The sequence below is a fragment of the Polymorphospora sp. A560 genome (assembly GCF_045781765.1).
Taxonomy (GTDB): domain Bacteria; phylum Actinomycetota; class Actinomycetes; order Mycobacteriales; family Micromonosporaceae; genus Polymorphospora; species Polymorphospora lycopeni.
The window spans coordinates 1313304-1338651 of the sequence record NZ_CP122282.1; the positions used below are offsets into that span (position 1 = coordinate 1313304).

At 72.0% G+C, this 25348-nt stretch carries 20 protein-coding genes; 12 read left to right on the forward strand and 8 right to left on the reverse strand.

Annotation, left to right across the window (positions count from 1 at the left end; translation table 11 throughout):
- Positions 1–82: 82 nt before the first annotated feature.
- Complete coding sequence (locus tag QCD66_RS06055; RefSeq protein WP_375733027.1) at positions 83–1429, reverse strand: MFS transporter; 1347 nt, start codon at positions 1427–1429, stop codon at positions 83–85.
- Positions 1430–1665: 236 nt separating this feature from the next.
- On the opposite strand from QCD66_RS06055, the gene QCD66_RS06060 reads away from it, so the two are divergent.
- The 3 genes from QCD66_RS06060 (at position 1666) to QCD66_RS06070 (ending at position 5295) form a co-directional block, all read left to right on the forward strand.
- The gene (locus tag QCD66_RS06060) at positions 1666–2430 is read left to right on the forward strand and encodes a ferritin-like domain-containing protein (protein WP_364218060.1); all 765 of its coding nucleotides are present in this window, start codon (positions 1666–1668) and stop codon (positions 2428–2430) included.
- A 469-nt stretch (positions 2431–2899) separates the two neighbouring features.
- Entirely contained in the window at positions 2900–4729 is a 1830-nt protein-coding gene (locus tag QCD66_RS06065; RefSeq protein WP_364218062.1) for a RiPP maturation radical SAM C-methyltransferase, read from the forward strand.
- A gap of 2 nt (positions 4730–4731) precedes the next feature.
- Entirely contained in the window at positions 4732–5295 is a 564-nt protein-coding gene (locus tag QCD66_RS06070; RefSeq protein WP_375733026.1) for a DUF5825 family protein, read from the forward strand.
- A 34-nt stretch (positions 5296–5329) separates the two neighbouring features.
- Here QCD66_RS06070 and QCD66_RS06075 read toward each other — a convergent pair whose 3' ends face one another.
- Both QCD66_RS06075 and QCD66_RS06080 read right to left on the reverse strand, forming a co-directional pair.
- Positions 5330–6043: a hypothetical protein gene (locus tag QCD66_RS06075; protein WP_375733025.1), complete on the reverse strand. Its 714-nt coding sequence runs from the start codon at positions 6041–6043 to the stop codon at positions 5330–5332.
- A 4-nt stretch (positions 6044–6047) separates the two neighbouring features.
- The gene (locus QCD66_RS06080; protein WP_357541977.1) at positions 6048–6338 is read right to left on the reverse strand and encodes a hypothetical protein; all 291 of its coding nucleotides are present in this window, start codon (positions 6336–6338) and stop codon (positions 6048–6050) included.
- Between the two features lie 181 nt (positions 6339–6519).
- Here QCD66_RS06080 and QCD66_RS06085 point away from each other — a divergent pair, with 181 nt between their 5' ends.
- From QCD66_RS06085 to QCD66_RS06095, 3 genes are all read left to right on the forward strand, one after another.
- Positions 6520–7494 (forward strand): LuxR family transcriptional regulator, encoded by a 975-nt coding sequence (locus QCD66_RS06085; protein ID WP_375733024.1) that lies wholly within the window; start codon positions 6520–6522, stop codon positions 7492–7494.
- Positions 7495–7611: 117 nt separating this feature from the next.
- Complete coding sequence (locus QCD66_RS06090) at positions 7612–8343, forward strand: hypothetical protein (protein ID WP_375733023.1); 732 nt, start codon at positions 7612–7614, stop codon at positions 8341–8343.
- A gap of 52 nt (positions 8344–8395) precedes the next feature.
- Positions 8396–9064 carry a response regulator gene (locus QCD66_RS06095; RefSeq protein WP_375733022.1) on the forward strand — a complete coding sequence of 223 codons (669 nt, stop codon included), beginning with the start codon at positions 8396–8398 and terminating at the stop codon, positions 9062–9064.
- 29 nt (positions 9065–9093) lie between these two features.
- Here QCD66_RS06095 and QCD66_RS06100 read toward each other — a convergent pair whose 3' ends face one another.
- Positions 9094–10491, reverse strand: a complete 1398-nt coding sequence (locus QCD66_RS06100) for a short-chain fatty acyl-CoA regulator family protein (protein WP_357541985.1) — start codon at positions 10489–10491, stop codon at positions 9094–9096.
- Positions 10492–10671: 180 nt separating this feature from the next.
- On the opposite strand from QCD66_RS06100, the gene aceA reads away from it, so the two are divergent.
- The 3 genes from aceA to QCD66_RS06115 all read left to right on the forward strand — a co-directional run bounded on the left by aceA (position 10672) and on the right by QCD66_RS06115 (position 14937).
- On the forward strand, positions 10672–11943 hold the full coding sequence (aceA, locus tag QCD66_RS06105; RefSeq protein WP_375733021.1) for an isocitrate lyase: 1272 nt from the start codon (positions 10672–10674) through the stop codon (positions 11941–11943).
- The gene (gene aceB / locus QCD66_RS06110) at positions 11940–13529 is read left to right on the forward strand and encodes a malate synthase A (protein ID WP_375733020.1); all 1590 of its coding nucleotides are present in this window, start codon (positions 11940–11942) and stop codon (positions 13527–13529) included. The genes aceA and aceB overlap by 4 nt, the downstream gene beginning before the upstream one ends.
- Positions 13530–13683: 154 nt before the next feature.
- Positions 13684–14937: an FAD-binding protein gene (locus QCD66_RS06115; RefSeq protein WP_375733019.1), complete on the forward strand. Its 1254-nt coding sequence runs from the start codon at positions 13684–13686 to the stop codon at positions 14935–14937.
- Between the two features lie 46 nt (positions 14938–14983).
- Here the strand turns inward: QCD66_RS06115 and QCD66_RS06120 are convergent, their stop codons facing one another.
- Genes QCD66_RS06120 through QCD66_RS06135 form a run of 4 tightly spaced genes read right to left on the reverse strand, consistent with a single transcriptional unit; the run spans position 14984 to position 19629 of the window.
- Positions 14984–15772, reverse strand: a complete 789-nt coding sequence (locus QCD66_RS06120; RefSeq protein WP_375733018.1) for a hypothetical protein — start codon at positions 15770–15772, stop codon at positions 14984–14986.
- A gap of 17 nt (positions 15773–15789) precedes the next feature.
- A complete protein-coding gene (locus QCD66_RS06125; RefSeq protein WP_375733017.1) occupies positions 15790–16806 on the reverse strand; it encodes a hypothetical protein in 1017 nt (338 codons plus the stop codon).
- Positions 16807–16811: 5 nt separating this feature from the next.
- Complete coding sequence (locus QCD66_RS06130; protein ID WP_375733016.1) at positions 16812–17144, reverse strand: hypothetical protein; 333 nt, start codon at positions 17142–17144, stop codon at positions 16812–16814.
- 55 nt (positions 17145–17199) lie between these two features.
- Positions 17200–19629, reverse strand: a complete 2430-nt coding sequence (locus tag QCD66_RS06135) for a PASTA domain-containing protein (RefSeq protein ID WP_375733015.1) — start codon at positions 19627–19629, stop codon at positions 17200–17202.
- A 149-nt stretch (positions 19630–19778) separates the two neighbouring features.
- Between QCD66_RS06135 and QCD66_RS06140 the strand changes: the two genes are divergently transcribed.
- The 3 genes from QCD66_RS06140 to QCD66_RS06150 all read left to right on the forward strand — a co-directional run bounded on the left by QCD66_RS06140 (position 19779) and on the right by QCD66_RS06150 (position 25309).
- Positions 19779–20453, forward strand: a complete 675-nt coding sequence (locus QCD66_RS06140; RefSeq protein WP_375733014.1) for a hypothetical protein — start codon at positions 19779–19781, stop codon at positions 20451–20453.
- Between the two features lie 109 nt (positions 20454–20562).
- Positions 20563–20826 (forward strand): WXG100 family type VII secretion target, encoded by a 264-nt coding sequence (locus QCD66_RS06145; protein WP_375733013.1) that lies wholly within the window; start codon positions 20563–20565, stop codon positions 20824–20826.
- Between the two features lie 40 nt (positions 20827–20866).
- Positions 20867–25309, forward strand: a complete 4443-nt coding sequence (locus QCD66_RS06150) for an FtsK/SpoIIIE domain-containing protein (protein WP_375733012.1) — start codon at positions 20867–20869, stop codon at positions 25307–25309.
- The last annotated feature ends 39 nt before the right edge of the window (positions 25310–25348 follow it).

Below are 25348 nucleotides of genomic sequence, written 5' to 3' on the forward strand. Positions count from 1 at the left end.
CCCGTCAGGAGTTCGTTGGCTTGCGTGGTGCGGTTCCGGGCGGAGGAAACGCAGGACGCCGGGTACGCCGTACGGCTCGTGACTAACTGCTGGAGCCAGCTTTCGGGCTGGTCGGCTCGGCTGTCAACAAAACCTCAGAGGATGGCGCGTTAGTGCCACTCTCGGTGGGCCGATCATCGACCGATGTCGGCATCATTGTGCCGAACCGGGTGTTCCGTACGATGCTCGCGCCGGTGCCGGCCAGCGCCGCGGCGGCGAAGGCGAGCAGGGTCGGGACCATGCCCCACCACTGGGCCAGCGCCCCGCCAAGCAGGGCGCCGACCGGGATGGCCAGCGCGCCGATCGTCCGGCTCATCGCGATCACCCGACCCAGCTGGTGGGTCGGCACCAGCGACTGCTGGAGGGTGGCGGTGGCGATGAACCACACCGTCGCGCAGTAGCCGAAGACCGCCTCGTAGGCGACCAGGGCGGCGAACGGCGGGGCGATCGCGGCGGCCGGGATCAGGAACAGGGCGGCCCCGGCCAGCGGGGCGAAGAACGGCACCACCCGCACCATCCGCAGCCTGCGGATGACCCACCCGGCCGTCCCGACCGCCACCAGCGACGCCACGCTGTTGACCACGTAGGCGGCCCCGACCAGGCCCGGCGACAGGTGCAGTTCCTGGTAGGCGAAGACGAGGTAGAGCGCGCCGAGCGCCGAGCCGCCGAAGTTGAGCGCCGCGGCGGTGACCGCGATCCGGACCAGGAGGGGCTGGCCGCGCAGCACCGCGACGCCGTCGCGCAACGCCCGGACCATGCCGGACGCCTCGGCGGACCGGCGGGCCAGCGCCTCGCGGGAGGGGCGCATCGTGGCGAAGGCGAGGATGGACAGCACCCGGGTGCCCGCGTCCACGCCCATCGCCGCCGCCGCGCCCCACCACTGCACCAGCGTCCCGGCGACGGCCGGCCCCGCCACCTGCCCGACCGACCGGGCCCCGGCCATCGCGGAGTTCGCCGCGACCAGCTTGTCGCGCGGCACGAGCACCGGTACGACGGCCTGCAGCCCGATGGTGATCAGCCCGCCGAGCACCCCGGTCACGACCGCGACGGCGCCGAGCAGCACCAGCGAGAGCAGGCCGCCGACGGCGGCGACCGGCACCAGCAGGACGGTGAGGCCGTAGCCGAGGCTGGCCAGGATCAGCAGCCGCCGCGGCGACCGGGCCCGGTCGACCAGCACGCCGAGCACCGGCGCGGCGAACGCCTGCGCCCCGAACTCCAGCGCGAAGAGCACGCTCGCGGCCAGCGGCGACGCTCCCAGGTGGAGGATCGCGAGGGTGGGCAGGGCGAGCGCGGTGATCTGGGTGCCGACCACGCCGACACCGTGCGCGGTGACGAGCGATCCGAGCCCGTGACCGGCCGTACGGGACCAGGGTCTGCGGCGGGTTGCCATCGACGCAGCTTAGTTCGACCCGGGTCACGCTGACCGCGAGTAGCAGCCTTGACGCGGTCCGTAGGGCCAGTTAGTTTGGTCAATCTCCGGGCGGAGAGTGGCCGGCTGCGTGTTTCGCCTCATCGAGGCGTGTCACGGGCCCGGCCACGGGCAGGACATGCGGCGCCACGGGTCGGCCGGCATCCCACCGGCGGGCCACGGTCCTCAAGGTCCGCTCGCACCGCACTGGAGCAGTCATGGCACTTCACCGCGCAGACGAACTCGACAGCGACGCCGCCGCCTACCGCATCTTCGGCGCGACCCGCGACAAGAAGTCCTGGCGCGCGACCGACATCATCGGCGACGCCATGCGCCGCAAGGACTGGGACCGCACCGAGTCCGCCTGGCGGGTCGCGTCACGCGGCTACTACGCCGAGCAGGCCGGCCTGGTCGCCGCCGCCACGCTGGCGACCCACACCGAGGACGCGCCGCTGCGCTTCAGCCTGGCCCTGGCCACCGCCGACGAGGCCCGGCACGCCGACGCCTTCTACCAGTACGCCAAGGCGATCGGCGGCGAGCCGGAACCGGACGCCCCGGAGACGGTGGAACCACTCAACGAGATGCTGGTCAGCCTGCCGCACATGGGGCGGGCGCTGGTGCACACCATCCTCGAAGGGCTGGCGGCCGACGAGTTCATCCTCTTCCAGGAGATCTTCGCCGGCGACCCGCTCGGCCGGCTCTACGAGGCCGTACGCGGCGACGAGATCCACCACATCGCCATCGGCCTGAACTACCTCGCCCGGGTCTCCAAGACCCGCCAGGGCGCCGAACTCTGGCGCGAACACGGCCAGGAATGGCACGACCTGGGCTTCAACATCACCTCTCTCGACAGCATCTCCGCCAAGTGCGGTGCGCTGACCGGCCGCGACCCGAAACGGATCAAGGCCTGGTTCGTCCGCCGGCACCGCGCCCGGTTGCGCGCCGCCGGTGTGGAGTTCACGAGGGGAGGTGAGCAGAAATGAAGATCAAGAAGGTGGGCCTGAAGAAGGTCACGCACGGCACCTGCAAGTACATCGCCGACCTGAAGAAGGCGACGAAGTGACCGCGGCGTCCGGGCGGGCCGGTCCCGCCCGGACGCCCCACCCGTGCCCGACCCCCGCGACGGGAGGTGAACACGGATGAAGATCAAGAAGGTGGGCCTGAAGAAGGTCACCCACGGCACCTGCAAGTACCTCGCCGACCTCAAGAAGGCGAAGTGACCGCCGCGTCCGGGCGGGTCCGTCCCGCCCGGACGTCGCGCACCCGTGCCCGACCCGGCGATGGGAGGTGAACACGGATGAAGATCAAGAAGGTGGGCCTGAAGAAGGTCACCCACGGCACGTGCAAGTACCAGGTCGACCTCAAGCGGTCGGCCAAGTGATCCAGACGCCCGGGCGGTGCCAACGCCCCGCCCGGGCGTACCCCCGGCCCACCAGTCTGCGGAGGTGACCCGTGGCCATCTGCCTCGCGGCCATGCCGTGGCAGTCGCTGGACTGCCCCTCGCTGCCCCTCGGCCTGCTCAAGGCCATCACCGTCGCCACCGGACGGCCCGAGCCGGCGACCTACCACGGCGGCACCCGGTGGGCCGAGTTCCTGCTCGCCGCCACAGACGGCGGGATCGGGCCGGCGGAATACACCGACGTCGCCGAATCCGGCCTCTTCCACGGACTGGGCGACTGGGTCTTCGCCGGGGTGCTGCACGACGACGACGAGTTCGGCGTCGCCGAGCTGCGGCGGTACGCCGCCGACCTCGACGTCGACATCGACGTGGTCACCCGGATGCGCCCGCACGCCGCCGCGTTCGTCGACGCCGCCGCCCGCGACATCCTCGCGACGAACCCGACCATGGTCGGCTTCAGCACCACCTTCATGCAGAACGCGCCGAGCCTGGCCACCGCCCGCCGGCTGCGCGAACTGGCACCCGACCTGATCATCGTCTTCGGCGGCGGCAACTGCGACGGCGCCATGGGCACCGCCATGCACCGCAACTTCCCGTTCATCGACCACGTCATCCGGGGCGAGGGCGAGATCGCCTACCCGGCCCTGCTCGACGCCATCGACGGGAAGATCCCGTACGCCGACGTACCCGGACTGTCCTGGCGCGACGGCGACCAGCGGCACGACAACCCGCAGGGCGGCCTGGTCCCGCCCGGACTCATCCCGGTGCCGGACTTCGACGACTGGTTCGAGCTGATGGCCGACTCACCGGTCAACGAGTACGTCGAACCGAAGCTCGTCCTGGAGAGCGCCCGCGGCTGCTGGTGGGGCGAGAAGCACCACTGCACGTTCTGCGGCCTCAACGGCACCGGCATGCAGTTCCGGGCCAAGTCGCCGGACGCCGTGATCGCCGAACTGACCACACTGGTCAGCCGGCACCAGACCCTCGACGTGATCATGGTCGACAACATCATCGACAACCGCTACTTCCGCGACGTGCTGCCCCGCGTCGCCGACCTCGACTGGGACCTGCGCATCCACTACGAGGTGAAGTCCAACCTGCGCCCCGACGAGATCGAGGCACTGCGGCAGGCCGGCGTCACCCACGTCCAGCCCGGAATCGAGTCGCTGATCAGCCCCGTACTCAAGCTGATGGACAAGGGCGTCACCGGCGTCCGCAACGTCCGTACGCTGCGCGACTGCGAATCCGCGGCGCTGACCGTGACCTGGAACTGGCTCTACGGCTTCCCGAGCGAGCGCGGCGCCGACTACCAGGCGATCCTGCGCCAGGTGCCGGCCCTGATCCACCTCCAGCCGCCGGCCGGCCTGGCCCGCATCCTGCTCGAACGGTTCAGCCCCTACTTCGAGAACCCGCTGCTCGGCTTCCCCGAGCGCCGGCCGGCCCGGCTCTACGACCACGTCTACGCGCTGCCGGCCGACCAACTGACCGACATGGTCTATCTCTTCGACACCGAGCCGGCCGGACTGTCCGACGCCGACGCCGAACCACTCGCCAAGCTGATCAACCTGTGGAACGACGGATACCCGTCCAGTGCGCTGCGGGTGGTGCGCGACGACGACGAGGAGATCGTGATCGCCGACCGGCGGGTCGGCTGGCCGGAACGCGACCACCACATCGTGGGGGCGCCGTTCGTCGCCGGCTACCGGGAACTGGGCAACGGCCGTACGGCGAAGGCCCTCGCGGCCCGGCTCGCCGGATACGGGCTGCCGGCCGAGAAGGTCGACGCCTGGCTACGGGAACTGTCCGAGCACGGGCTCGTCTTCACCGAACAGGACCACTGGATCGCACTCGCGACCACCACCGAGCCGCTGAAGGTGGGCTGACGATGACCACGACGACCCGACCCGCGGTCGACATCGCCGCGCTGCGCGCCGACCCGGCGGCCCACAGTCTCCAGGTGGTCGACCTGCCCGAGCCGCTGCGGTTCGGGCAGGACCCGGTGCGGGACCTCGAACACCTGCGGCTGCTGCGCACCCTGACCAGCCACGCCGTACGGCTGCGCTGGACGATCAGCGGCCGGCCGGCGTTCCCGCTGGAGACGTACGCCCACTTCGTCGCGCCGTCCGACGGCGTCGGCCTCGACGGCATGAACCACGCCGTCGAGTGGGCCCGCGACTACCGGTACGGCACGTACTACTACCGCCGCGGCCCCGGCATCGTCACCGTCAAGGACGTCCGGCCGGGGCAGCCCGGCGCCCGGATGGTGATCGAGGAGGGCGCCGACCGGTTCGAGCGGCTGGCCGAGTCACCCGACGGCGTCCCCGGTCCGGGCGACGACGAACTCGTCGCCGACGCGGTCGAGGCGGGGCTCGCCGTCGAGGCGGGCGGCCGGGCGCTGGTGCTGCCGTACCGGATGCGGCACTGGCCGGTGCCCTACCTCGCGGTGTGACGGGCGGGCGCGGTTGCCGGCCGGGTGGGCGGCTTCAGACCCAGCCGCGCCGGGCCGCCTGTACCCCGGCCTGAAAGCGGGTGGCGGCGTCGAGGCGCTGCATCAGCACCGCCACCCGCCGGGCGAACGTCCGCTTGCTCATGTGCAGCCGCGCCGCCGCCTGCTGGTCGGTGAGCCCGTCGCCGAGCACCCGGACCAGGTCCCGCCCGCCCTCGACGCCGTCGATCCCGGCGGCGACCCGGGCCGCCTCCGCCCGCCGCGCCGCGGCCTCCCAGGCGGCGCCGTAGGCGGCCGCCAGCGAGCCGGCCAGCACGACGTTGCGCATCCTGGTCAGCCGGTCCGCCTTCGGATGCCCGGAATCCTGGTAGGGCAGGTAGAGCACGGCCCGGTCCCGGATCACGAGGAAGTAGGGGATCTGCGACGACGCCGGCAGGGCGATCCCGCTGCGGGCCAGGGCGGCGAGCGGCCCGGCCGGCGGTTCCGGTACGGCGGCGTGCAGCAGCCGGACGGTGACCCCACGGGCCCGCAGGCTCTCGAAGAGGTGCGCCGGCAGCGGCAGCCGGTGCGGTGCCGGCACCAGCACCAGCAGTTCGTCGCGGGTCAGTTCGGCCAGCTCGGCGGCGACCAGGGCGAGGTTGATCTCGGCGGCCGGACCGCGCCGCTCCTGGTACGTGGCCCGGTGCGGCAACGTCCGGTCGGGTCCGGCGGCCAGCCGCGTCGACGCGGCGGCGGTGTCGTCTCCGGTCACGTGATCACCCGTCGACCGCGGGAGTGTGCCACTCGGGCGCCCCGACGATGTCCCAGCCGTTGATGACACCGGTCAGCCGGGCGCACAGCTCGTGCAGGCAGTGCTGGGCCCGCTCGTCGTCGGCGACCGCGACGAACGCGGCGATCCACATCATCCCCGCCCGCTCGATGACCTTGACGTGCTCGACCCGGTCGGTCTCGGCGCGCAGTCCGAGGACCAGGTCGCGCAGCGTCTCCGGCGTCAGCGGGGTGCGGTCCTCGCCGACCGGGGCGAGGGATACGGCCGATAACTGCATGTTTTCCGTCCAGGGGTCGCGGACATCCTTGCGGATTCATTCTTTTCTTTGTCTTCGAATGCGGTCAACGAGCGGAAATAGGCGTGAAAACGCCTGGCGCGATCACGCCACGGCGGCCGTCGGCACCCTTGCCAACCCGAAGATCGTCTGAGACGGTGTTCGGCAGGGCGAGGAGGCCGAGTTGTTCAGATCCCTTGGTCTGTCGACGACGGCGGAAGCCGTCTACCGCGCGATGCTGGCGGAGCCGACCTGGGGAGTGGCCGAACTCGCGCGATCGGTCGAGGTGTCGACGCGCCAGGTGCACGACGCGCTCGACGAACTGATCGAACTCGCCCTGGTGCGGGAGTCGGGCGACATCCCGGGCCGGCTGCGGCCGACGAACCCCGAGGTCGGCCTCGCCCCGCTGCTGGCCCGCGCCAGGGCCAGCATCGCCCGGCAGCAGTACGAGATCGAGGCCACCCAGGCCGCCGTGGAGGCGCTCGCCGAGGCGCACAGCGACAACCGGCATCGCGACCGGCTGGTCCGCCTGCCCACCCTCGACGCGGTGCGGGACCGGCTGGAACACCTGGCCGCCCTGGCCGGCTCCGAGTGCCTGTCGTTCATTCCGGGCGGCCCGCGCAAGTTCGACGCCATCGCGGTCAGCCGACCATTCCACCGCCGCGCACTCGAACACGGAATCGCGGTCCGGGCCGTCTATCAGGACAGCTTCCGCAACGACCCGGAAACGCTGGCGTACGCGCGCTGGTTCAGTGAAATGGGAGGAGAGGCCCGGACCGTCCCACTAATCCATTTTCAACTGACAGTCGTCGATCGTCGGCTGGCCCTGCTCCCGATAGACCCGGCCGACCCGCGCAAGGGCGCGGTCGAGATCCACAGCCCGGGGGTGACCACCGCCGTCTGCGCCCTCTTCGACCAGGTGTGGTCGTCCGCCACCCCGTTCGGCAGCGCCGCGCCCGTCGACGACAACGGTCTCGAACCGCCCGAACGGGAACTGCTCCGGCTGCTCGGCGACGGCCACACCGACGAGTCGGCCGCCCGCCGGCTCGGCCTGTCCGTCCGGACGATCCAGCGGATGATGTCCGACCTGACCGACCGGCTCGGTGCCGCCAGCCGCTTCCAGGCCGGCGCGAACGCCGTACGCCAGCGCTGGCTGTGAGCACCGGACCGCCCGGATCATCGACTTTCGGCGACTGGTCGCCGGCCGTCCCCGACACCTAGCGTGGTCGACAGGGCGAGCCGGACCCGGCCCGCCACCGTCACACGGAGGGAACCGATGGACGCCCGCAAGACCGGCAAGCAACCCGCGGCCCGCCACGGTGCCGGCGACAACCAGACCTACCTCGGCGTCCCACTCCTCAACAAGATCGTCCTCTTCGCCGGGCTGCCCGCCCTCGTACTGGTGCTCGGGTTCGGCCTTCCCCCGCTCGCCCGCTGGGCGCTGAGCTGGGAGGTCGGACTGCCGATGGGCTTCGTCTTCCGGCTCTTCGCCGGCATCGACCGACCCTGGGAGATCGCCGTCAACATGGCCATCTGGCTCGCGGTGGTGGCCGGGATCGCCCTCACGACGATGACCGAGTCGCTGAAGCTGACGGTTGGCGACACCGAGCTGCGGATCGAGCGGGGCGAGGAGAAGTGGACCATCCCCCGCGCCGACGTGGCCGCCGTCTTCGTCGACGGCACCAAGGTCGTCGTCCTCGACCACGAGTCCCGCCAACTGCTGTACGAGACCCACGAGGCCGCCCCGACGGTCATCGCCGACGCCTTCCGCGGACACGGATACCCGTGGCGGGACACCGACCCGTTCACCGACCTCTACCGCCCCTGGCACGTCCACACCGCCGACCTGCCGCCCGCCGTCCACGACCTGCTCGCGATCCGCGCCTCGGCCCTGAAGAAAAAGGCCCACAAGGAGGTACGCGACCTGCGCGGCGCGATCCTCAAGCTCGACTACGCCGTCCGGGACGAGGGCACCCAGCAGTACTGGCGCCCCCTCGTACGGTCGTGACCCGGTGCTCTCCGCCGCCACCGGACAGCCGCGAACCGGCGGCGTCGCTACCGTGACCGGTATGGTCCGCGTCCTCCTCGTCGACGACGACTCCATGGTCCGCCTCGGGCTGGCCACGGTCCTCGGCGCCGGCCGGGACATCGAGGTGGTGGGGGAGGCGGCCGACGGCGCCGAGGCCCTGGCCGCCGTTGCCCGGCTGCGGCCGGACGTCGTACTCATGGACATCCGGATGCCCGGCATGGACGGCCTGGCCGCCACCGAGGCCCTGCGTACGGTCGCCGGCGGACCGGCGGTCATCGTCCTCACCACGTTCGACACCGACGCCCACATCCTCCGGGCGCTGCGCGCCGGCGCCAGCGGCTTCCTACTCAAGGACACCCCGCCGCTGGAGATCATCGACGCGGTGCGCCGGGTCGCCGAGGGCGAGTCGATGCTGTCCCCGTCGGTGGTCGGCAGGTTGATCGAACACGTGGTGCGCGACGAGGACCGCGCCGACCGCACCGACCGGGTGGCGCGGGCCCGGAGCATGCTGGGCCGCCTCACCGGACGGGAGCGCGAGGTCGCCGAGGCGGTCGGCCAGGGCCTGTCCAACGCCGAGATCAGCCTCGAACTGTTCATGAGCGTCGCCACCGTCAAGGCGTACGTCTCCCGGCTGCTGACCAAGATGGAGTGCGCCAACCGGGTGCAGGTCGCCATCCTCGTCCACGACGCCCGGGGCTGACGCGGCCCCGGCGCCTGGCCGGAGGCCGGTCAGCCGGTGCGGTCCTTCAGCGGATACGGGATGAAGGTGCTGCGGTTCTCGTCGAGGTCGAGGCGGCGGCTGATCGGGGCGGCGGCCCGCTGCGGGCAGGTCATCCGCTCGCAGGTCTTGCAGCCGGGGCCGATCGGGGTCGCGGCGTCGGTGGCGTGCAGGTCCATGCCGGCGGAATAGACCAGCCGGCCGGCGTGCCGGGTCTCGCAGCCGAGCCCGATGGCGAAGACCTTGCCGGGCTGGCCGTAGCCGCCGTGGTGCCGGATCACGGTGCGGGCGATCCACAGGTAACGCTGCCCGTCCGGCATCGCCGCGACCTGGGTCATCACCCGGCCCGGCGCGCTGAACGCCTCGTACACGTTCCACAGTGGACAGGTGCCGCCCGAGCGGGAGAACGGGAACCCGGTCGCCGACTGCCGCTTGGACATGTTGCCGGCCCGGTCGACCCGCACGAACGAGAACGGCACGCCGCGCGCCTTCGGCCGCTGCAACGTGCTCAGCCGGTGACAGACGCTTTCCCAGCCCATCGCGAAATGGTTGGTCAACAGGTCGATGTCGTAGCGCATCGTCTCGGCCGCGGACAGGAACCTCTGGTACGGCAGGATCACCGCGGCCGCGAAGTAGTTGGCCAATCCCACCCGCATGAGAATCTGCGTCTGCACATCGTCGAACCGCTCCTGTTCGATGATCTCGTCAATGATGTCGGTGTATTCGAGAAGCGCGATCTGGGCACCCATCCGGATCGCCTCCTGCCCGGCCCGAAGCGACGTCGACAGGTGCAGGGTGCGGGTCTGCGGCCGGTAGCGGTGCAGGTCGCCGGCGAGCGCGTCGGTGTCCTGCCGGGCGATCCGGATGCCGTGCCGGTCGGCCAGCCGGTCCCGCAGCGCCGACCGGGCCTCACCGCGCCGTACGCCGATGCTCCCGGCCAGCGCCTCGGCCGCCTCGTCCAGCTCCGGCACGTAGTTCTGCCGCCGGTAGAAGAAGTCGATGACCTGGTCGTGCGGGCTGCGCCCACCGACGGTGTCGCGGTCGCCGACCAGCTCGGTGAGCTGCTCGTTGACCTGCTGGTAGCGGCGGTGCAGGTCGATCACCGCCTCGGCGACCTCGGGCAGCCGGCTGGCCAGCTCGGTCAGGTCGGGCACGCTGGCCCGGGCACCGAGCGCCTCCCGCAGGTTCGCCACCAGCCGGGGCGCGTCGTGCGGGGCGAAGAACGCGGTGTCGATGCCGAAGACCTCGGTGATCCGCATCAGCACGGCGACGGTCAGCGGCCGGGTGTCGTGCTCGATCTGGTTGAGGTAACTCGGCGAGATGGCGAGCTGCCGGGCCAGTTCGATCTGGCTGATGCCCCGGTCCTCGCGCAGCCGGCGCAGCCGGGCGCCGGCGAACGTCTTGGTCATCGCGACTCCTCTCCGGCCGGGATTCCGACACGTTAACACCTCTGCTAAAGGACCCTTTCGCAAGTTGGCAAAAAGCGCTTTCCAGTTTTCAATAATTGGCCGATTACGTATCTCGACCCGATGATCCGCCCGGTGCCATGGTGGGGACACGCCGTTCCCGGATGACCGAAGGAGAGCCCCATGAGCACAGCGGCAGAGCAGTTGCGGAACGAGTGGGCCACCCAGGCCCGGTGGCAGGGCGTCGAACGCACCTACCGCGCCGAGGACGTCGTACGGCTACGCGGGGCGATCCAGGAGGAACACACCCTCGCCCGGCGCGGCGCGCGGCGGCTGTGGCAGCTCCTGCACGAGGAGGACTACATCCACGCCCTCGGCGCGCTCACCGGCAACCAGGCCGTCCAGATGGTCCGCGCCGGCCTCAAGGCCATCTACCTGTCCGGCTGGCAGGTCGCCGCAGACGCCAACCTGTCCGGCCACACCTACCCCGACCAGAGCCTCTACCCGGCCAACTCGGTGCCCGCCGTGGTCCGCCGGATCAACAACGCGCTGCTGCGCGCCGCCCAGATCACCACCGCCGAGGGCACCCCGACCGACCACGACTGGCTCGCCCCGATCGTCGCCGACGCCGAGGCCGGCTTCGGCGGCGTCCTCAACGCGTACGAGCTGATGACCGCGATGATCGCGGCCGGCGCGGCCGGCGTGCACTGGGAGGACCAACTCGCCTCCGAGAAGAAGTGCGGCCACCTCGGCGGCAAGGTGCTCATCCCGACCGGGCAGCACGTGCGGACCCTCAACGCCGCCCGGCTCGCCGCCGACGTCGCCGGCGTACCGTCGGTGATCGTCGCCCGGACCGACGCGCAGGCCGCCACCCTGATCACCACCGACGTCGACGAGCGGGACCGGCCGTTCACCACCGGCGAGCGGACCGCTGAGGGCTTCTACCGGGTACGCAACGGCATCGAGCCGTGCATCGCCCGCGGCCTCGCCTACGCCCCGTACGCCGACCTGCTCTGGATGGAGACCAGCAAGCCGGACCTGGAGGTGGCCCGGCAGTTCGCCGAGGCGATCAAGGAGCGCTACCCGGACCAGCTGCTGGCCTACAACTGCTCGCCGTCGTTCAACTGGCGCAAGCACCTCGACGACGCCACCATCGCCAAGTTCCAGCGCGAACTCGGGCACATGGGCTACAAGTTCCAGTTCATCACCCTGGCCGGCTTCCACGCGCTGAACTACTCCATGTTCGACCTGGCCCGCGGCTACGCCGCCGACGGGATGCCGGCGTACGTCTCCCTCCAGGAGAGGGAGTTCGCCGCCGAGGCCGCCGGCTACACCGCGGTCAAGCACCAGCGTGAGGTCGGCACCGGCTACTTCGACCTGATCAGCACCGTGCTCAACCCCGCCGCCGAGACGACCGCGCTGCGCGGTTCGACCGAAGAGGAGCAGTTCGCATGACACTCCAGGTCACCGGCCCGATGGGGGACCGGTTCGAAGAAGTCCTCACCCCGCACGCACTGGAGTTCCTGGTCGCCCTCGACCGGGAGTTCGCCGCCCGCCGGGTGGCGCTGCTGGACACCCGCCGCGCCCGCCGCGCCCGGTACGCCTCCGGACAGCTTCCCGACTTCCTGCCCGAGACCGCCGCCATCCGCGCCGACCCGACCTGGCGGGTGGCGCCGCCGGCCCCCGGACTCGCCGACCGCCGGGTGGAGATCACCGGCCCGACCGACCGGAAGATGACCGTCAACGCCCTGAACTCCGGGGCCAAGGTGTGGCTCGCCGACTTCGAGGACGCCACCGCCCCGACCTGGCACAACGTCGTCAACGGCCAGCTCAACCTGATCGACGCCCTCGACCGGCGGATCGACTTCACCAGCCCGCAGGGCAAGCGGTACGCCCTGTCCGACGACCCGGCCACCATCGTCGTCCGGCCACGCGGCTGGCACCTGGTCGAGAAGCACATCGTCATCGACGGCCGCCCCGTCTCGGCCAGCCTGGTCGACTTCGGGCTCTATCTCTTCCACTGCGCGCGGCGGCAGCTCGACGCCGGTCGCGGACCCTACTTCTACCTGCCCAAGCTGGAGACGCACCGCGAGGCGCGGCTGTGGAACGACGTCTTCGTCTTCGCCCAGCGCTACCTCGGCATTCCGCAGGGCACGATCCGGGCCACCACCCTGATCGAGACCATCACGGCCGCGTTCGAGATGGAAGAGATCCTGTACGAGCTGCGGGAACACTCCGCCGGCCTGAACGCCGGCCGGTGGGACTACATCTTCAGCGTCATCAAGAACTTCGGGCAGTGGCCGGACTACGTACTGCCGGACCGCGTCGACGTGACGATGACCGTGCCGTTCATGCGGGCGTACACCGAACTGCTGGTGCGGACCTGCCACAAGCGCGGCGCGCACGCCATCGGCGGCATGGCCGCCTTCATCCCCAGCCGGGACCCGGCGGTCAACGAGGTCGCCCTCGGCAAGGTCCGGGCCGACAAGGAACGCGAGGCCGGCGACGGGTTCGACGGCTCGTGGGTCGCCCACCCGGGGCTGGTCCCGGTCTGCCGCGAGGTCTTCGACGCCGTACTCGCCGACCGGCCGAACCAACTCGACCGGCTCCGCGACGACGTCTTCGTCACCGCCGCCGACCTGCTCGCCGTCGACAAGACGCCGGGCCAGGTCTCGCTGGCCGGGGTACGGTCCAACATCGCCGTCGCCCTGCGCTACTTCGACGCGTGGATCGCCGGCACCGGCGCGGTCGCCATCTTCGACCTGATGGAGGACGCCGCCACCGCCGAGATCGCCCGCTGCCAGGTGTGGCAGTGGCAGGCCCACGGCACCCCGCTGGCCGACGGCGGCGTGGTCACCGCCGACCTGGTCCGGTCGCTGGTCGCCGAGGAGTCGGCGAAGCTGGCGCGGGGACGCAGCGGCGCCGACCGGGAGCGGGCCCTCGCGGCGGCGACGGTCTTCGACCAGAACGCCCTCGCCGAGGACCTGCCGGCGTTCTTCACCACCGACGCCTACGCCCGGCACCTGGTCGAGTCGACGTAGGTGTCTCTGTCGGAGCCCACAGCGAATTCGGCGTACGTACAGCGAATTCGCTGTGGGCCGCGACAGGCAGCCGGACCCGCGACAGGCAGCCGGACCCGGGCGGCCGGGAGACGGGGCCAGCGCGGCCGGCCCGCCCGGCCCTAGCCTCTTACCCATGGAGACGAACTGGGCCGGTAACCACACCTACCGGGCGGCCGGGGTGCACGCGCCGGCATCCGTGGACGAACTGCGCGACGTCGTGGCCCGCGCGGACCGGGTGCGGGCGCTCGGCTCCCGGCACTCGTTCACCGACATCGGCGACACCACCGGCCTGCTCCTGTCGCTGGCCGCGCTGCCGGCCGGCGTCGACATCGACCCGGACCGCCGCCAGGTCACCGTCGGCGGCGGCGCCCGCTACGGCGAGGTCGCCGAAGCGCTGCACGCCAAGGGCTGGGCGCTGGCCAACCTCGCCTCCCTGCCGCACATCTCGGTCGCCGGGGCGGTCGCCACCGGCACCCACGGCTCCGGCGACCGCAACGGATCCCTCGCCACGGCGGTCGCCGCCGTCGAGATCGTCGGACCGGACGGCGCCGTCCGCCGGCTCACCCGGACCGACCCGGACTTCGACGGCAGCGTCGTCGCCCTCGGCGCGCTCGGCATCGTCGTCACGCTGACCCTCGACATCGAGCCGGCGTACGACGTACGGCAGACCGTCTACACCGGACTGCCCTGGGACACCGTGCTCACCGACCTCGACGCGGTCACCGCCGGGGCGTACAGCGTCAGCCTCTTCACCGACTGGGCCGGCGACCGCGTCGACCAGGTGTGGCGCAAGAGCCGCGCCGGCGAACCACCGGCGGACTTCCTCGGCGCACCCCGGGCCGACGGCACCCGGCACATGCTGGCCGGCGCCGACGTCGCGGCCGTCACCGGGCAGCACGGCGTACCCGGCCCGTGGCACGAGCGGCTGCCGCACTTCCGGATGGCGTTCACCCCCAGCCGGGGTGAGGAACTCCAGAGCGAATACCTGGTGCCGAGACGGCACGCCGCGGCGGCGATCACCGAACTGCGCCGGCTCGGTCCCCGGCTCGCGCCGGTTCTCCAGGTCGGCGAGATCCGTACGGTGGCCGCCGACCGGCTCTGGCTGAGCGGCGCGTACGGCACCGACGTCGTCGCCCTGCACTTCACCTGGGTACGCGACACCCCCGCCGTGTACGGGGTGCTGCCGGCGATCGAGGAGGCGCTGCTGCCGTTCGGGGCCCGCCCGCACTGGGGCAAGTGCTTCGTCGCGACCGGTGCGGAGCTGCGGGCGGTGTATCCGCGGCTCGCCGACTTCGCGCGGCTGCGTGACCGGGTCGACCCGACCGGCAAGTTCGGCAACGCCTTCGTCGACCGGGTGCTCGGTCCGTCGGCGGCCACCGGTGGGTAGCGGTGGCTCCAGCGGTCGAGCCGGTCGTCGCCACCGGTGACCCGGGTCAGCCGGCCAGGTCGAGACCGCGTAGCCAGTCACGCAGATCGGCGGGTAGGAGTGGGCGGGCGGTCACCCAGCCGTCGGCGTCCGTCCCGGGGTCGTCGGTGGCGGCGTCCGGTTGGACGGTCGCGGCCCAGAGCGGACCGGTTCCACCGGCGACCAGCACGGCCGAGCTGACATGGTAGGTCTCGCCGGTCCGGCCGAACGGGATCAGCTTCGCGGTGTACCGGTAGTCGGCGAGGGCGGCGACGAAACCGCAGGCGGTCACCCCGACCGGCTCATCGAGTTGCCGCAGCAGCGCGCTGTACCGCAGCCGGACGGGCCGGTCGTCGTTTCGGGTTCCGATGATGTCGTCGTCGGGTACCCCGAGCAGGGTGACCACCGCGGTGTCCAGGTCGTCGTCGACCCGTCTCAGCTCGTGGGTACCGCCCGGCCCTGCCCCGTGCACCACGACCCCGGCCGGCCCCTGGCAGACGATCGCCATCGCGGAGGAGTCCGGTGTCCGGACACGTACCGAGACGGCCTGTCGCGGATCGAGCACGGTGGTCAGCAGATCCTGGTACGCCGGACTGATCCGCCAGTGGTCCGGCGCCTCCTCCACGACACCACGCACGATCAGCGAGCCGAGCAGACGCCGCGCCATGACGGCCCGGTGCGGCTCGGCGGCCGCGGTGACGAGGGACGGCCCCACACCCGGGAAGCCGACCCCGGTCAGCCCGTAGGCGATCGCGTCGAGTTCGTCGGCCGACGCACGAAGTGCGAGAGGACCGGGGGAGCCGGTGGTTCCCGTCATGGACGTGTACCCGGCGGTCATGGGAGGAGACCACCAATGCTCCTGAGCCCGTTCAAGACCGGGGCCGGGGCGATGCTCTTGGCGGCCGCACCGGCGACATCGGCAGCACCCTTGAGGACCGAGCCGCCCGCGTTGCCGACGATGTGCACGATGTCGTTCCCCTTCTCGAACAAGAGGTAGTCCGCGCCGTCCATCAGCATCACCGGGCCGTCCAGCGCGACGAAGATGATTCCGTCGAGACCCTTGTCGGCAAGTGTGCCGGCACCCGGGACCACGTTCAGTACGTCGGTGCCGAGATGCATCAGCGAGGCGGTCACGGCCGCGCTGTCCCGGAGCTTCTCGAACCCGCCACGTAGGCCGTCGTGCTCCTGGGTGCGCCACTGCTTGATGTCGGCGAGCGTCATCGCGCCGGATCCGACTACCGGAACCATCATGGTGCCGCCACGCTTGAGGCGGTTGAGGCCGCGCCCGTCCCCGGCCAGCCGCTCGGCCAGGTCCGGCGCTGCGGGTCGACGCGCCGGGGTCGGCGGTGCGCCCGGCTTCGGAAGACGCTGGGACATGTCACGGAGTCTTTTCGCCGCTTCGTAGTAACGTGCGGCGATGTCGGGCAGTTTCGAGCCTGTGACGTCCTCACCGAAGAGGTCGGCGGCCACCGCGGTGACGCGGCCCAGCCGTCCCGTCTTCCGGTGTCGCCCCGATTCCCCGCCACCGTCGCGTAGCGCCCGGTGAATCTTGGCGACGGAGGCGCCGGCCCAGACCCCCGCGTCCACCGCGGCGAGCCTGCCGGCGGTCGCCGACAACCAGCGGCCTTCGGCCCCGAGGCTTCGTTCGAGCGCGTCCAGAGCCCTGGCCAGCGTCGTCGTCTGCTGGGCGATGCCCGGACCGACGTTCGGTAGCGTTTCGCAGGCCCGGCCGGCGGCCCGTACCGAGTCGGCGGTGCCACCGAGCGTGCCGGCGGCCCGGATCAGGGACATCCCGGTGCCGTTGATGTCGTCGAGATTGAACACGTACCGGGTGACCGGATTGTTTCCCACCACGGTCAGCCTCCCGTCAGGCCGGCGGCGCCCCGCTTGGCCAGCCAGTCGAGGTGCAGTTCGGCATAGTGCCGGCTGGTCCGGTCGAGCGTCTCGGCGAGGTCGGTGAGTCGCCGGGTCACCCCGCGCAGTTCCGCGTCGACTCCCTCGACGCGCCGCCGGAAGTCGGCCGCCGACGGGCTCTGGAACTCGACGGCCGCCACCTGCCGGCCGATGGTGTTCGTGGTGGTGCCGATCCGGTCGGCGGCGGCACGCAGCGCCACCGCCTGTTTCGCGGCGGTGGCGCTGTATTCGGCGTACCGTGCGCCGTCGGTGCTGGGGTCACATACGAGGGACATGCCCCGAGCCTTCCCGTTCCGGAGACCCCCCTCAATGGGCAGGGATCCCCGCCGGTCAGGGCCAGATGTGACAGAGCCGTGCCATCGGCTGGAAGCCTCTCGCGGTGAAGACTGTCCACTCGTTGGTGTATTCCCGGGCCCAGACCCAGACACCGGTCTCCGGATGGTGCAAGGCGTGCAATGGCAGGGTGCCGTGGGGCTGGTCGGCGAAGCAGGAGAAGGCCGGCCCACCCGGGGCGTAGTTCGCCGGGGTGTTGGGATCGGCGGAAAGGTAGTAGTTCGGTTCGCGGCATCCGCTGACGCACTGGAACTGGTAGATCTGGATCAGCCCGGGCACCTCGGCCACCTGGGTCGATTGGTAGACCCGGCCGGGGGAGGACTGGGAGCTCCAGCCCGGTGGCACGTCGGGGCTGATGGACAGGAGGTTGGTCTGTCGCGGATGGGGTGCCTTGAAGCGATGGAGGACCGTCGGACCGGTCGACTCGTAGACGATGTTCACCGGGCTGCCGGGCGCCAGTTCGGTGCCGGGCTGGGGGTCCTGGGTGATCACCTGGTTGACCGCGAGCGTCGCGGCTCCCTCGACCCGGTTGCAGGCCAGGCCCGCGCTCTGCAACACCTGGCAGGCCTGGTCCGGCGGCATGTTGTGGACGTCCGGGACCGCCGAGTTCGTGTGGTACCGCAGCGTGACGGTCCCGTTCGGGTCCAGCCCGGCACCCGGCAGCGGATGCTGGTCGATCACCGTGTACGTCGGGGAGCCGGGGCCGATCGGCGTCGGGGCACAGGTCAGGCCGACCGGGCAGGCCACGTTGTATGGCTGGCTCGCGAAGTTCGGCACCGCGATCTGGACCGGATAGGTGATGGTGACCCGGGTACCGGTGTTCGCCGGTTGCCCGGCCGTCGGGTCCTGGCCGGTCACCAGCCATATGGCGTTGCCATCCACGGCCAGTCCGGCCGGCTGCTCGACGCAGGTGAGGTGCGCCTGCGCCAGTGCCCGGCAGGCCTGGTCGGCCGGCAGGCCCTGCACGGGCGGAATGGTGGCCTCGCCCCGGTAGACGACGGTGACCGCGCTGCCGTGGGCGACCCGGGAACCGGCCGGCGGATCGGTGCGCAGCACCTGGTCGGTTTCGCCGGCTCCGTCGTTCTGGGCCACCGGAACGCAGCGCAGTTCCGGCGTGAGTCGCGCGCATGCCGCGGTACGGTCGGTGCCGACCAGGTCCGGCACCGTGATCGTCGGCTTCGCCGGCGGTGTCCGCCGGGGTGCGGTGGTCGGCTGCGGTGACTGCCGTGGGGTGCTGGTCGGGGCGACGGTGGGCGTTCCGCGGGGCTTGTCGCCGGGGTCGGTGGAGACGTCGATCTCGGTCTGCCTGCCGTCGGCGGTGAACGTGATCACGATGCTGGTGTCGTGCGGGTCGTTGATCCACACCCGGTTGTCGCGGACGGTCACCTGGAACTCGTCGGACTTGCCCGGCACCGTCACGACCGCTTCGACCCGAAGGCCGCGGTGCTCGACGACGATGACCTGCCGGGTGCTGTAGTCCGGCACGTAGATCCGCTCGTGGTGGACGACGGGAGCGCCGAACCGGTTACCGGCCCGGTCGTCGGGCAGCCTGACCCGGCGGTCCTCGCCCCGTTCCCCGTCGAGGTCGGTGATCACCAGCTCCCCGGTGGCGGGCAACGCGATGGCCAGTGGGCGGGCTCCGGGGGCGCTCACCCGGCCGTGCCGGGCGGCCAGGTCACGTTTGTGGAGCAACCCGTCCCCGCCGTACATCCCGACCTCGCCGGAATCCGGCCGGTAGAGCACAGGTGCGTCCGCGACCAGGGTCAGCATGGCCGGCTCGCCCCTGCCGGCGACGCGTTGCCTGTGGGCGATCCCGCCCTTGGGCATCTCGATCAGTTCCCCGGACTCCTGGGCGTAGCCCCAGGCCGTACCCCGGGAATCCACCACCGCCTGGGTGACCCTGACCGGTGTCGGCACCGGGACCCGTTGCCCCGTCGTCGCCTCCAGGCCGTCGACGGTGCCCCGTTGCCCGTCGACCAGGTAGGTGGCACCACCGCCGGTCACCACCGACAGGTGCCCCTTGGACTCGGGCCGGTTGTCCACCGTCTCGGGGTCGAGGGTGCGGGTGGGCAGCCGGGTGACCACACCGGTGTCGTTGTTGACCACGAAGACCGAGCCGGCGTCGACCTGGACGATCTCCAGTCGCTCCTTGCCGGTCGCCAACTTCTTGGCGGTGATCGCGTCGGCGTCCTGGTTGTCGGCGTTGACCCGCATGACCCGTTCGCCCTTTTGCAGGTAGGTGCTGCCGTCGCCGAGCGCGGCCTCCGAGGACCGGTAGCCGGTGCCGAAGCCGACGGCGGTCACGGCGAGGACGGCCACCAGACCGAGGGCCATCCGGTTGACCCGGGTGCCGGTCAACGTGGCCCGCGCGCTGGGCATCCGTCGACGGAGCCGGGCGGGCCAGGACGGGTTTCTGAATCCGGGCATCACATTCCTCCGTGGACGGACGAGCCGGGTGCGGGCACGGCGACGGGGCGGCCGGCGGTGTCCGAGAATAGGGGATGATGCCTCCTGGCGGTGAGTTCCGCGTTGGGGAGGGTTTCCCATCGCCCGAGGAAAGGCGATCGACGACGTTGATGCGCATCGAATACGCGGGTGGGGTGCGTGAACTGGCGGGCGACGAGCGGGTGACGTTCGGCCGGTCCCGAAACAGCGGCATCCTCCTGGACCCGGACGACGTCAGCATCTCCCGCACGGCCGGGACCGTCCACCGGCAGAACGGCGTGTGGTGGCTGACGAACTCGTCCGACACCCGCACCCTGTCCGTCGTGGACGATGTCGGCTTCCGTCAGGTGCTGCCCCCGGCCCGACGGGTCGCGGTGGAGACGCCGACCATGGTGCTCGTGGACGGCGCCCGTGGGCAGCATCTGCTACGACTGCTGCCGGCGGCCGCCGAGCGCGCCGAAGCGACGGACACGACGGCGCGACCGGCCGCCGCCGAGGTCGCGACCGCGATCGGCGCCGACGTGCTGATCAAAGACGCCGACCGCCTGGCGATGGTGGCGTTGTTCGCCGGCTACCTGCGCGAGCCACCCAGATACGACCCGCACCCCCAGTCGTACGGCGCCGCCGCCAAACGGCTGGGCTGGCCGGAATCGACGCTCCGGAAGCGGATCGAATACCTCCGGACCCGGCTGGACGCGGCCGGCGTGCCGAACCTGCACGGCTCGTTCGCGCTGGCGAACCTGGCCGAGTACGCGATCGGTCGTGGTCTGGTGACCCGCGAGGACCTGGCCCTGCTGCCCCGGTGAGCCGGGGCCGCCGGCCGGTGGGCCGAGACAGTTGGGGAACCCTGCCGATGGCTGGCTCGCCGTACCGCTCCTAGCGTCGGATCCGACACCGACCAACGAAGGAGATGCGATGCCCGTCATCGGCGGCGAGATCACCCAACTGCACTCGCTGAACGGCAACTTCCGGCGTCAGAGCGCCACTGTGGACACCCTGCTCCGCGATCTGCGCACCGAGCTGGACAACACGTACTGGCGCGGCGGTGCCGCGGACCGCTTCCGGGCGGCCTGGCAGAGCGAGTACGAGCCGGCGCTGATGCGGCTCTCCGCGGCCCTGGAGGACGCGGCCCAGGAGGTACGCCGGCGTACCGAGGCGCTGGAGCAGGTCGGCGGCTGAGCGTCGACTGAGGGAGCGTGGGGCGAAGGCGCGGACCGACATGGAACGGGAGCTACGCCTTGCCGTACCCGGCGGGGAGAAGGCGCTGACGGTGCGGGCCGGCTCACGGGCCACGGCACACGACCTCGCCCGGGCCCTCGCCGAACAGAGGGGTGCGGCGGCATCGCCGACGGGGCTGTGGGTGGCCGGCGAGCCGGTACCCGGGCAGACCCCGCTGGCGGAGCTCGCCCTACCGACCGGGGTACGGCTCAGCCTCTCCGGGGAGAGCGTCGCCCCGGTCGGCACGGGCACCGTGCCCGGCGACCGGGAGTTGGCGGTGGTGGGCGGCCGGGCCGAGATCGTCTCCGTCCCGATACCGGGCGACGGCACCCTGCTCATCGGTCGTGGCGCCGAAGCCGACCTGGTGCTGAGCGATCCGGAGGTCAGCCGGACCCACGCGCGCCTGCGGGCCGACGAGGAGGGAACCGGTGAGTTGAGCGACACCGGTTCGCGTAACGGGACGGCCTGGCGGGGCGTCCGCCTCGTCGCGCCCGTGGTCGTCCGGCCCGGCGACACGTTCGCGGTCGGGGAGACGGTGCTCGCGGTACGGGCGGCGACACCGTCGGACGCACCTGTCGATGTGGCAGCGGACGGCGAGGTCGTGCGGTACAACCGTCCGCCGCGCATCTCGTTCCGGCCGGCGGCGGTCCGGTTGACCGTGCCCCGCCGGCCGGAGCGACCCCGCCGGGTACGTTTCCCGCTGCTGATGATGCTGGTACCGCTACTGCTCGCGGGCGTCATGTACGTGGTCTACCCGGCGGCGGGTTACTTTCTGATCTTCCTTGCGCTGTCGCCGGTCCTGGTGCTCGCCAACCTGCTGTCCGACCGGCGTAACGGCGGCAAGGAGCACCGCGCCGCGCTGCGGGAGTACGAACGGCAACGCACGGAGCTGACCGACCGGCTCGACGCCCTTGCCCAGGAGCAGGGGCGGAGCTGGCGGGAGGCGCTGCCCGACCCGGGGCGGCTACTGCGGATCGCCGGCCGGCCGACCCGCCGTCTCTTCGAACGCCGCCCTTCGGACGAGGACTTCCTGCGGATCCGGGTCGGTCTCGCCCCGCGGCCGGTGGACGCCGTCCTCGCCGGACAGGAGGGCCGGTCAACCGGTTCTCCGGAGGAGGACGACGCGGTCGTACCGCCCCTGGTCGACCACGCGCCGGCCGCGATCGATCTGGCGGCCGTGGGGGTGTTGGGGCTGGCCGGCCCCCGGGAGCCGCTCCTGGCGACCGTACGGGCACTGTTGGCGCACCTGGCCACCCTGCACGCTCCGCACGACGTGGGGCTGGTCGTGCTGACCGGGCAGGCGGAAGCCGCCGAGTGGGAGTGGGTCACCTGGTTGCCGCACACCCTGCCGCACACCGCGGAACTGGCCTGCCGCCGCATGGTCGCCACCGACGCCGAACAGGTCCGGGCCCGACTCGCCGAACTGCGGCGCGTCGTCGACGAGCGGCAGGCGGAACGGCAGGCGACGTTGCGGAGCGAGCCTGTCGTCGGCCGCCGGCTGGTGGTCGTCGCCGACGGCGCCCGACGGCTACGTGGCCTGCCCGGGCTCGCCGAACTGCTGACCGAGGGGCCGGACGGCGGCGTCTACGCCGTGTGCCTGGACGCGGACGAGACGAACCTGCCCGCCGAGTGCGCGGCCACCGTCGTCCTCACGAGCACCTCGGGCACCCGCGCCCGGTTGCGGCGTCCCGGTCTGCCGGTCACCGAATCGGTGTTGCTGGACCGGCTGTCCGTCGCACACGCGACGGAACTCGCCCACGCGCTGGCGCCGCTGCGGGTGCTCGGCGGCCACTGGGGTGCGGGGGGTGGACTACCCGACACCGTACGTCTGCTCGAGCTGGCCGGACTCGGCCGCGACCCCGGTCCGGAGGCGGTGGAACGCCGCTGGGCGACCGGCGGACGGACCACCGAGGTGCTTCTGGGCGTCGGTCCCGACGGACCGGTGACCGTCGACCTGCGGCGGGACGGGCCGCACGCGCTGGTCGCCGGAACCAGTGGCGCGGGCAAGTCGGAGTTGCTGCAGACCCTGGTCGTCGGGCTGGCACTGGGCAACGCGCCGGACGCCCTGTCCCTGATGCTGGTCGACTACAAGGGCGGCAGCGCGTTCGCGGAATGCCGCCAGCTGCCGCACTGCGTCGGCATGATCACGGACCTGGACGGTCACCTGGTGTCGAGAGCCCTGGAATCGCTCGGCGCGGAGCTGCGCCGGCGCGAGGCGTTGCTCGCCGACGCCGGGGCGAAGGACATCGAGGACTACTGGTCGACCGGCGCTGGGCTGCCCCGACTGGTCATCGTGATCGACGAGTTCGCCTCGTTGGTCGAAGAGGTACCCGAGTTCGTCACCGGCGTGGTCGGCATCGGCATGCGGGGACGCAGTCTCGGCGTACACGTGGTGCTGGCCACCCAGCGCCCGGCCGGTGTGGTCAACGCCGAGCTCCGGGCCAACCTGAACCTGCGGATCTGTCTACGGGTCACCAGCGCCGGCGACAGCGGTGACGTGATCGATGTGCCGGATGCCGCCCGGCTCTCACGCCATCAACCCGGCCGGGCCTACCTACGGGCCGGACACACCGACCTGACGCTGCTCCAGGCCGCCCGGATCGGCTGGCCGCGGGAGAGGGCGGGCACCGCCGACCCGGCGGTCGTGACCGTGTCACCGCGGACCGTCGGCGAACTCGGCCGGCTCCGGCCCGCGTCGGACGGGCAACCGTCGGACGACGGTGCTGCCGACGAGACCGACCTCACCGTGCTGGTGGCCGCGATCCGGCAGGCGGCCCGGCGGGTCGGGGTGGCCACGCCGCCGAGCCCGTGGCTGCCGCCGCTGCCGGAACTGCTCGTCGCCGACCAACTCCCCACCCCGGACCCGACCGGCCCGGACTCGCCGGTGGCCGTCGCGATCGGGCTCGCCGACCATCCCCGGCGACAGGTCCAGGAGCCGTACGTGCTCGACCTGGCTCGGACCGGGCCGGTGCTGGTCGCCGGGATGGCCCGCAGTGGACGGTCCACTGCGCTGCGCGTGCTCGCCACCGGGCTGGCCACCCGCAGCGGGCCCGCCGACGTCCACCTCTACGTCCTCGACCAGGGCAACCAGGCACTCGCGCAGCTCGCCGGACTTCCGCACTGCGGGGCGTACGTCACCGGCGCCGAGACCGACCGCACCGAGCGGGTGCTGACCTTCCTGGCGGCCGAGATCGACCGCCGGCAACGGGTGCTCGCCGCGGACAGCTTCGGGTCGCTCGCCGAGCAGCGGTCCGCCGCCGCCGGAGAGGCGTTGCCCTACCTGGTGCTGCTGCTCGACAGGTACGAGTCCTTCGTGACGCGGTACGTGGACCGGGACGGCGGGCGGTTGGTCGACCTGCTGGACGGCCTCCTGCGCCGGGGGCCGGCGGTCGGCGTGGTCGCGGTGCTGGCGACCGACCGGTCCGGATTCACCCACCGCCTCGCCGGTGCGGTGGCCACCCGGATCGTGCTCGCCCACCCGGACCGGGACGCGCTGGCCGCCTACGGCCTGAACCCGCGGCAGGTGCCGGCGCACCTGCCGCCCGGCCGGGCGATCGTGCTGCCGGGACACGTCGACGTACAGGTCGCCCTGCTCGACGCCGACCCCGACGGCACGGCGCAGGCGGCCGCGGTCGACCGGCTGGCCGCCGAGGCACGGCACAGGGCGGCCGGCATCGAGGCACACGCGCTGCCGGCGCGGGTGGATCCGTTGCCGGACACCATCACCGTCGCCCAGGCCACCGCCCTGCGGACGGAACCGGTCCGAGCCCGCCCGACCACGATCACCGTCGGTGTGGGCGGCAACCACCTCGCCCCGGTCGACCTGGATCTGGTGGAGCTCGGACACGGCTTCCTGGTCGCCGGGCCGTCCCGGTCCGGCCGCACCGGCGCGTTGCTGGCCCTCGTCAGCTCGCTCGGCGGCGGGCCATCCGCGTCCGCCGACAGGACCGGGTCGGGTACGGCGGCGCCGACCCTCGTGCTGGTCTGCCCCCGTCGCTCACCGCTGTATTTGGCCGCCACCCAGCTCGGCGCGGCCGCGCTGCTCACCGGCGACGAGCCGCCTGGCACCCTGCGGAGTCTGCGGGCCGATTCGTCGGCGCCGGTGGTGGTCGTGGTCGACGACGCCGAACTGCTCGCCACTTCGGGTATGGCCAGGGAGTTGGAGGAACTGGCCCGTCGGGGACGCGACGAGGGTGACCACCTGGTCGCGGCGGTCGCCATCGAGGATCTCCATCGCAGCCGCCACGGCGGCTGGTTGGGCCTGTTGTGCCGCAACCGCGCCGGCCTGCTGCTCAACCCGTCGTCCGGGGACGGCGAGGTCTTCGAACTCCGACTGCCGAGGTCCATCGACGGCGGCTGGCCACCGGGGCGGGGGTTGCTGGTGGTGCCGGGACGGACCATGCCGGTGCAGGTGCCCGTGGCGGAAGCGGTGCCGGCAGGATGAGGAACCCGGCAGGGGCCCGCAGCGGCTATGGTACGACGA

Excerpts from the sequence above, each read along its gene's own strand:
- QCD66_RS06145 (WP_375733013.1), top strand. The coding sequence starts at position 20,563 with ATGCCCGTCATCGGCGGCGAGATCACCCAACTGCACTCGCTGAACGGC.
- QCD66_RS06080 (WP_357541977.1), bottom strand. The coding sequence starts at position 6,338 with ATGCAGTTATCGGCCGTATCCCTCGCCCCGGTCGGCGAGGACCGCACC.
- QCD66_RS06060 (WP_364218060.1), top strand. The coding sequence starts at position 1,666 with ATGGCACTTCACCGCGCAGACGAACTCGACAGCGACGCCGCCGCCTAC.
- QCD66_RS06115 (WP_375733019.1), top strand. The coding sequence starts at position 13,684 with ATGGAGACGAACTGGGCCGGTAACCACACCTACCGGGCGGCCGGGGTG.
- aceA (WP_375733021.1), top strand. The coding sequence starts at position 10,672 with ATGAGCACAGCGGCAGAGCAGTTGCGGAACGAGTGGGCCACCCAGGCC.
- QCD66_RS06070 (WP_375733026.1), top strand. The coding sequence starts at position 4,732 with ATGACCACGACGACCCGACCCGCGGTCGACATCGCCGCGCTGCGCGCC.
- QCD66_RS06135 (WP_375733015.1), bottom strand. The coding sequence starts at position 19,629 with ATGCCCGGATTCAGAAACCCGTCCTGGCCCGCCCGGCTCCGTCGACGG.
- QCD66_RS06055 (WP_375733027.1), bottom strand. The coding sequence starts at position 1,429 with ATGGCAACCCGCCGCAGACCCTGGTCCCGTACGGCCGGTCACGGGCTC.
- aceB (WP_375733020.1), top strand. The coding sequence starts at position 11,940 with ATGACACTCCAGGTCACCGGCCCGATGGGGGACCGGTTCGAAGAAGTC.
- QCD66_RS06130 (WP_375733016.1), bottom strand. The coding sequence starts at position 17,144 with ATGTCCCTCGTATGTGACCCCAGCACCGACGGCGCACGGTACGCCGAA.
- QCD66_RS06100 (WP_357541985.1), bottom strand. The coding sequence starts at position 10,491 with ATGACCAAGACGTTCGCCGGCGCCCGGCTGCGCCGGCTGCGCGAGGAC.
- QCD66_RS06090 (WP_375733023.1), top strand. The coding sequence starts at position 7,612 with ATGGACGCCCGCAAGACCGGCAAGCAACCCGCGGCCCGCCACGGTGCC.
- QCD66_RS06140 (WP_375733014.1), top strand. The coding sequence starts at position 19,779 with ATGCGCATCGAATACGCGGGTGGGGTGCGTGAACTGGCGGGCGACGAG.
- QCD66_RS06150 (WP_375733012.1), top strand. The coding sequence starts at position 20,867 with ATGGAACGGGAGCTACGCCTTGCCGTACCCGGCGGGGAGAAGGCGCTG.
- QCD66_RS06120 (WP_375733018.1), bottom strand. The coding sequence starts at position 15,772 with ATGACGGGAACCACCGGCTCCCCCGGTCCTCTCGCACTTCGTGCGTCG.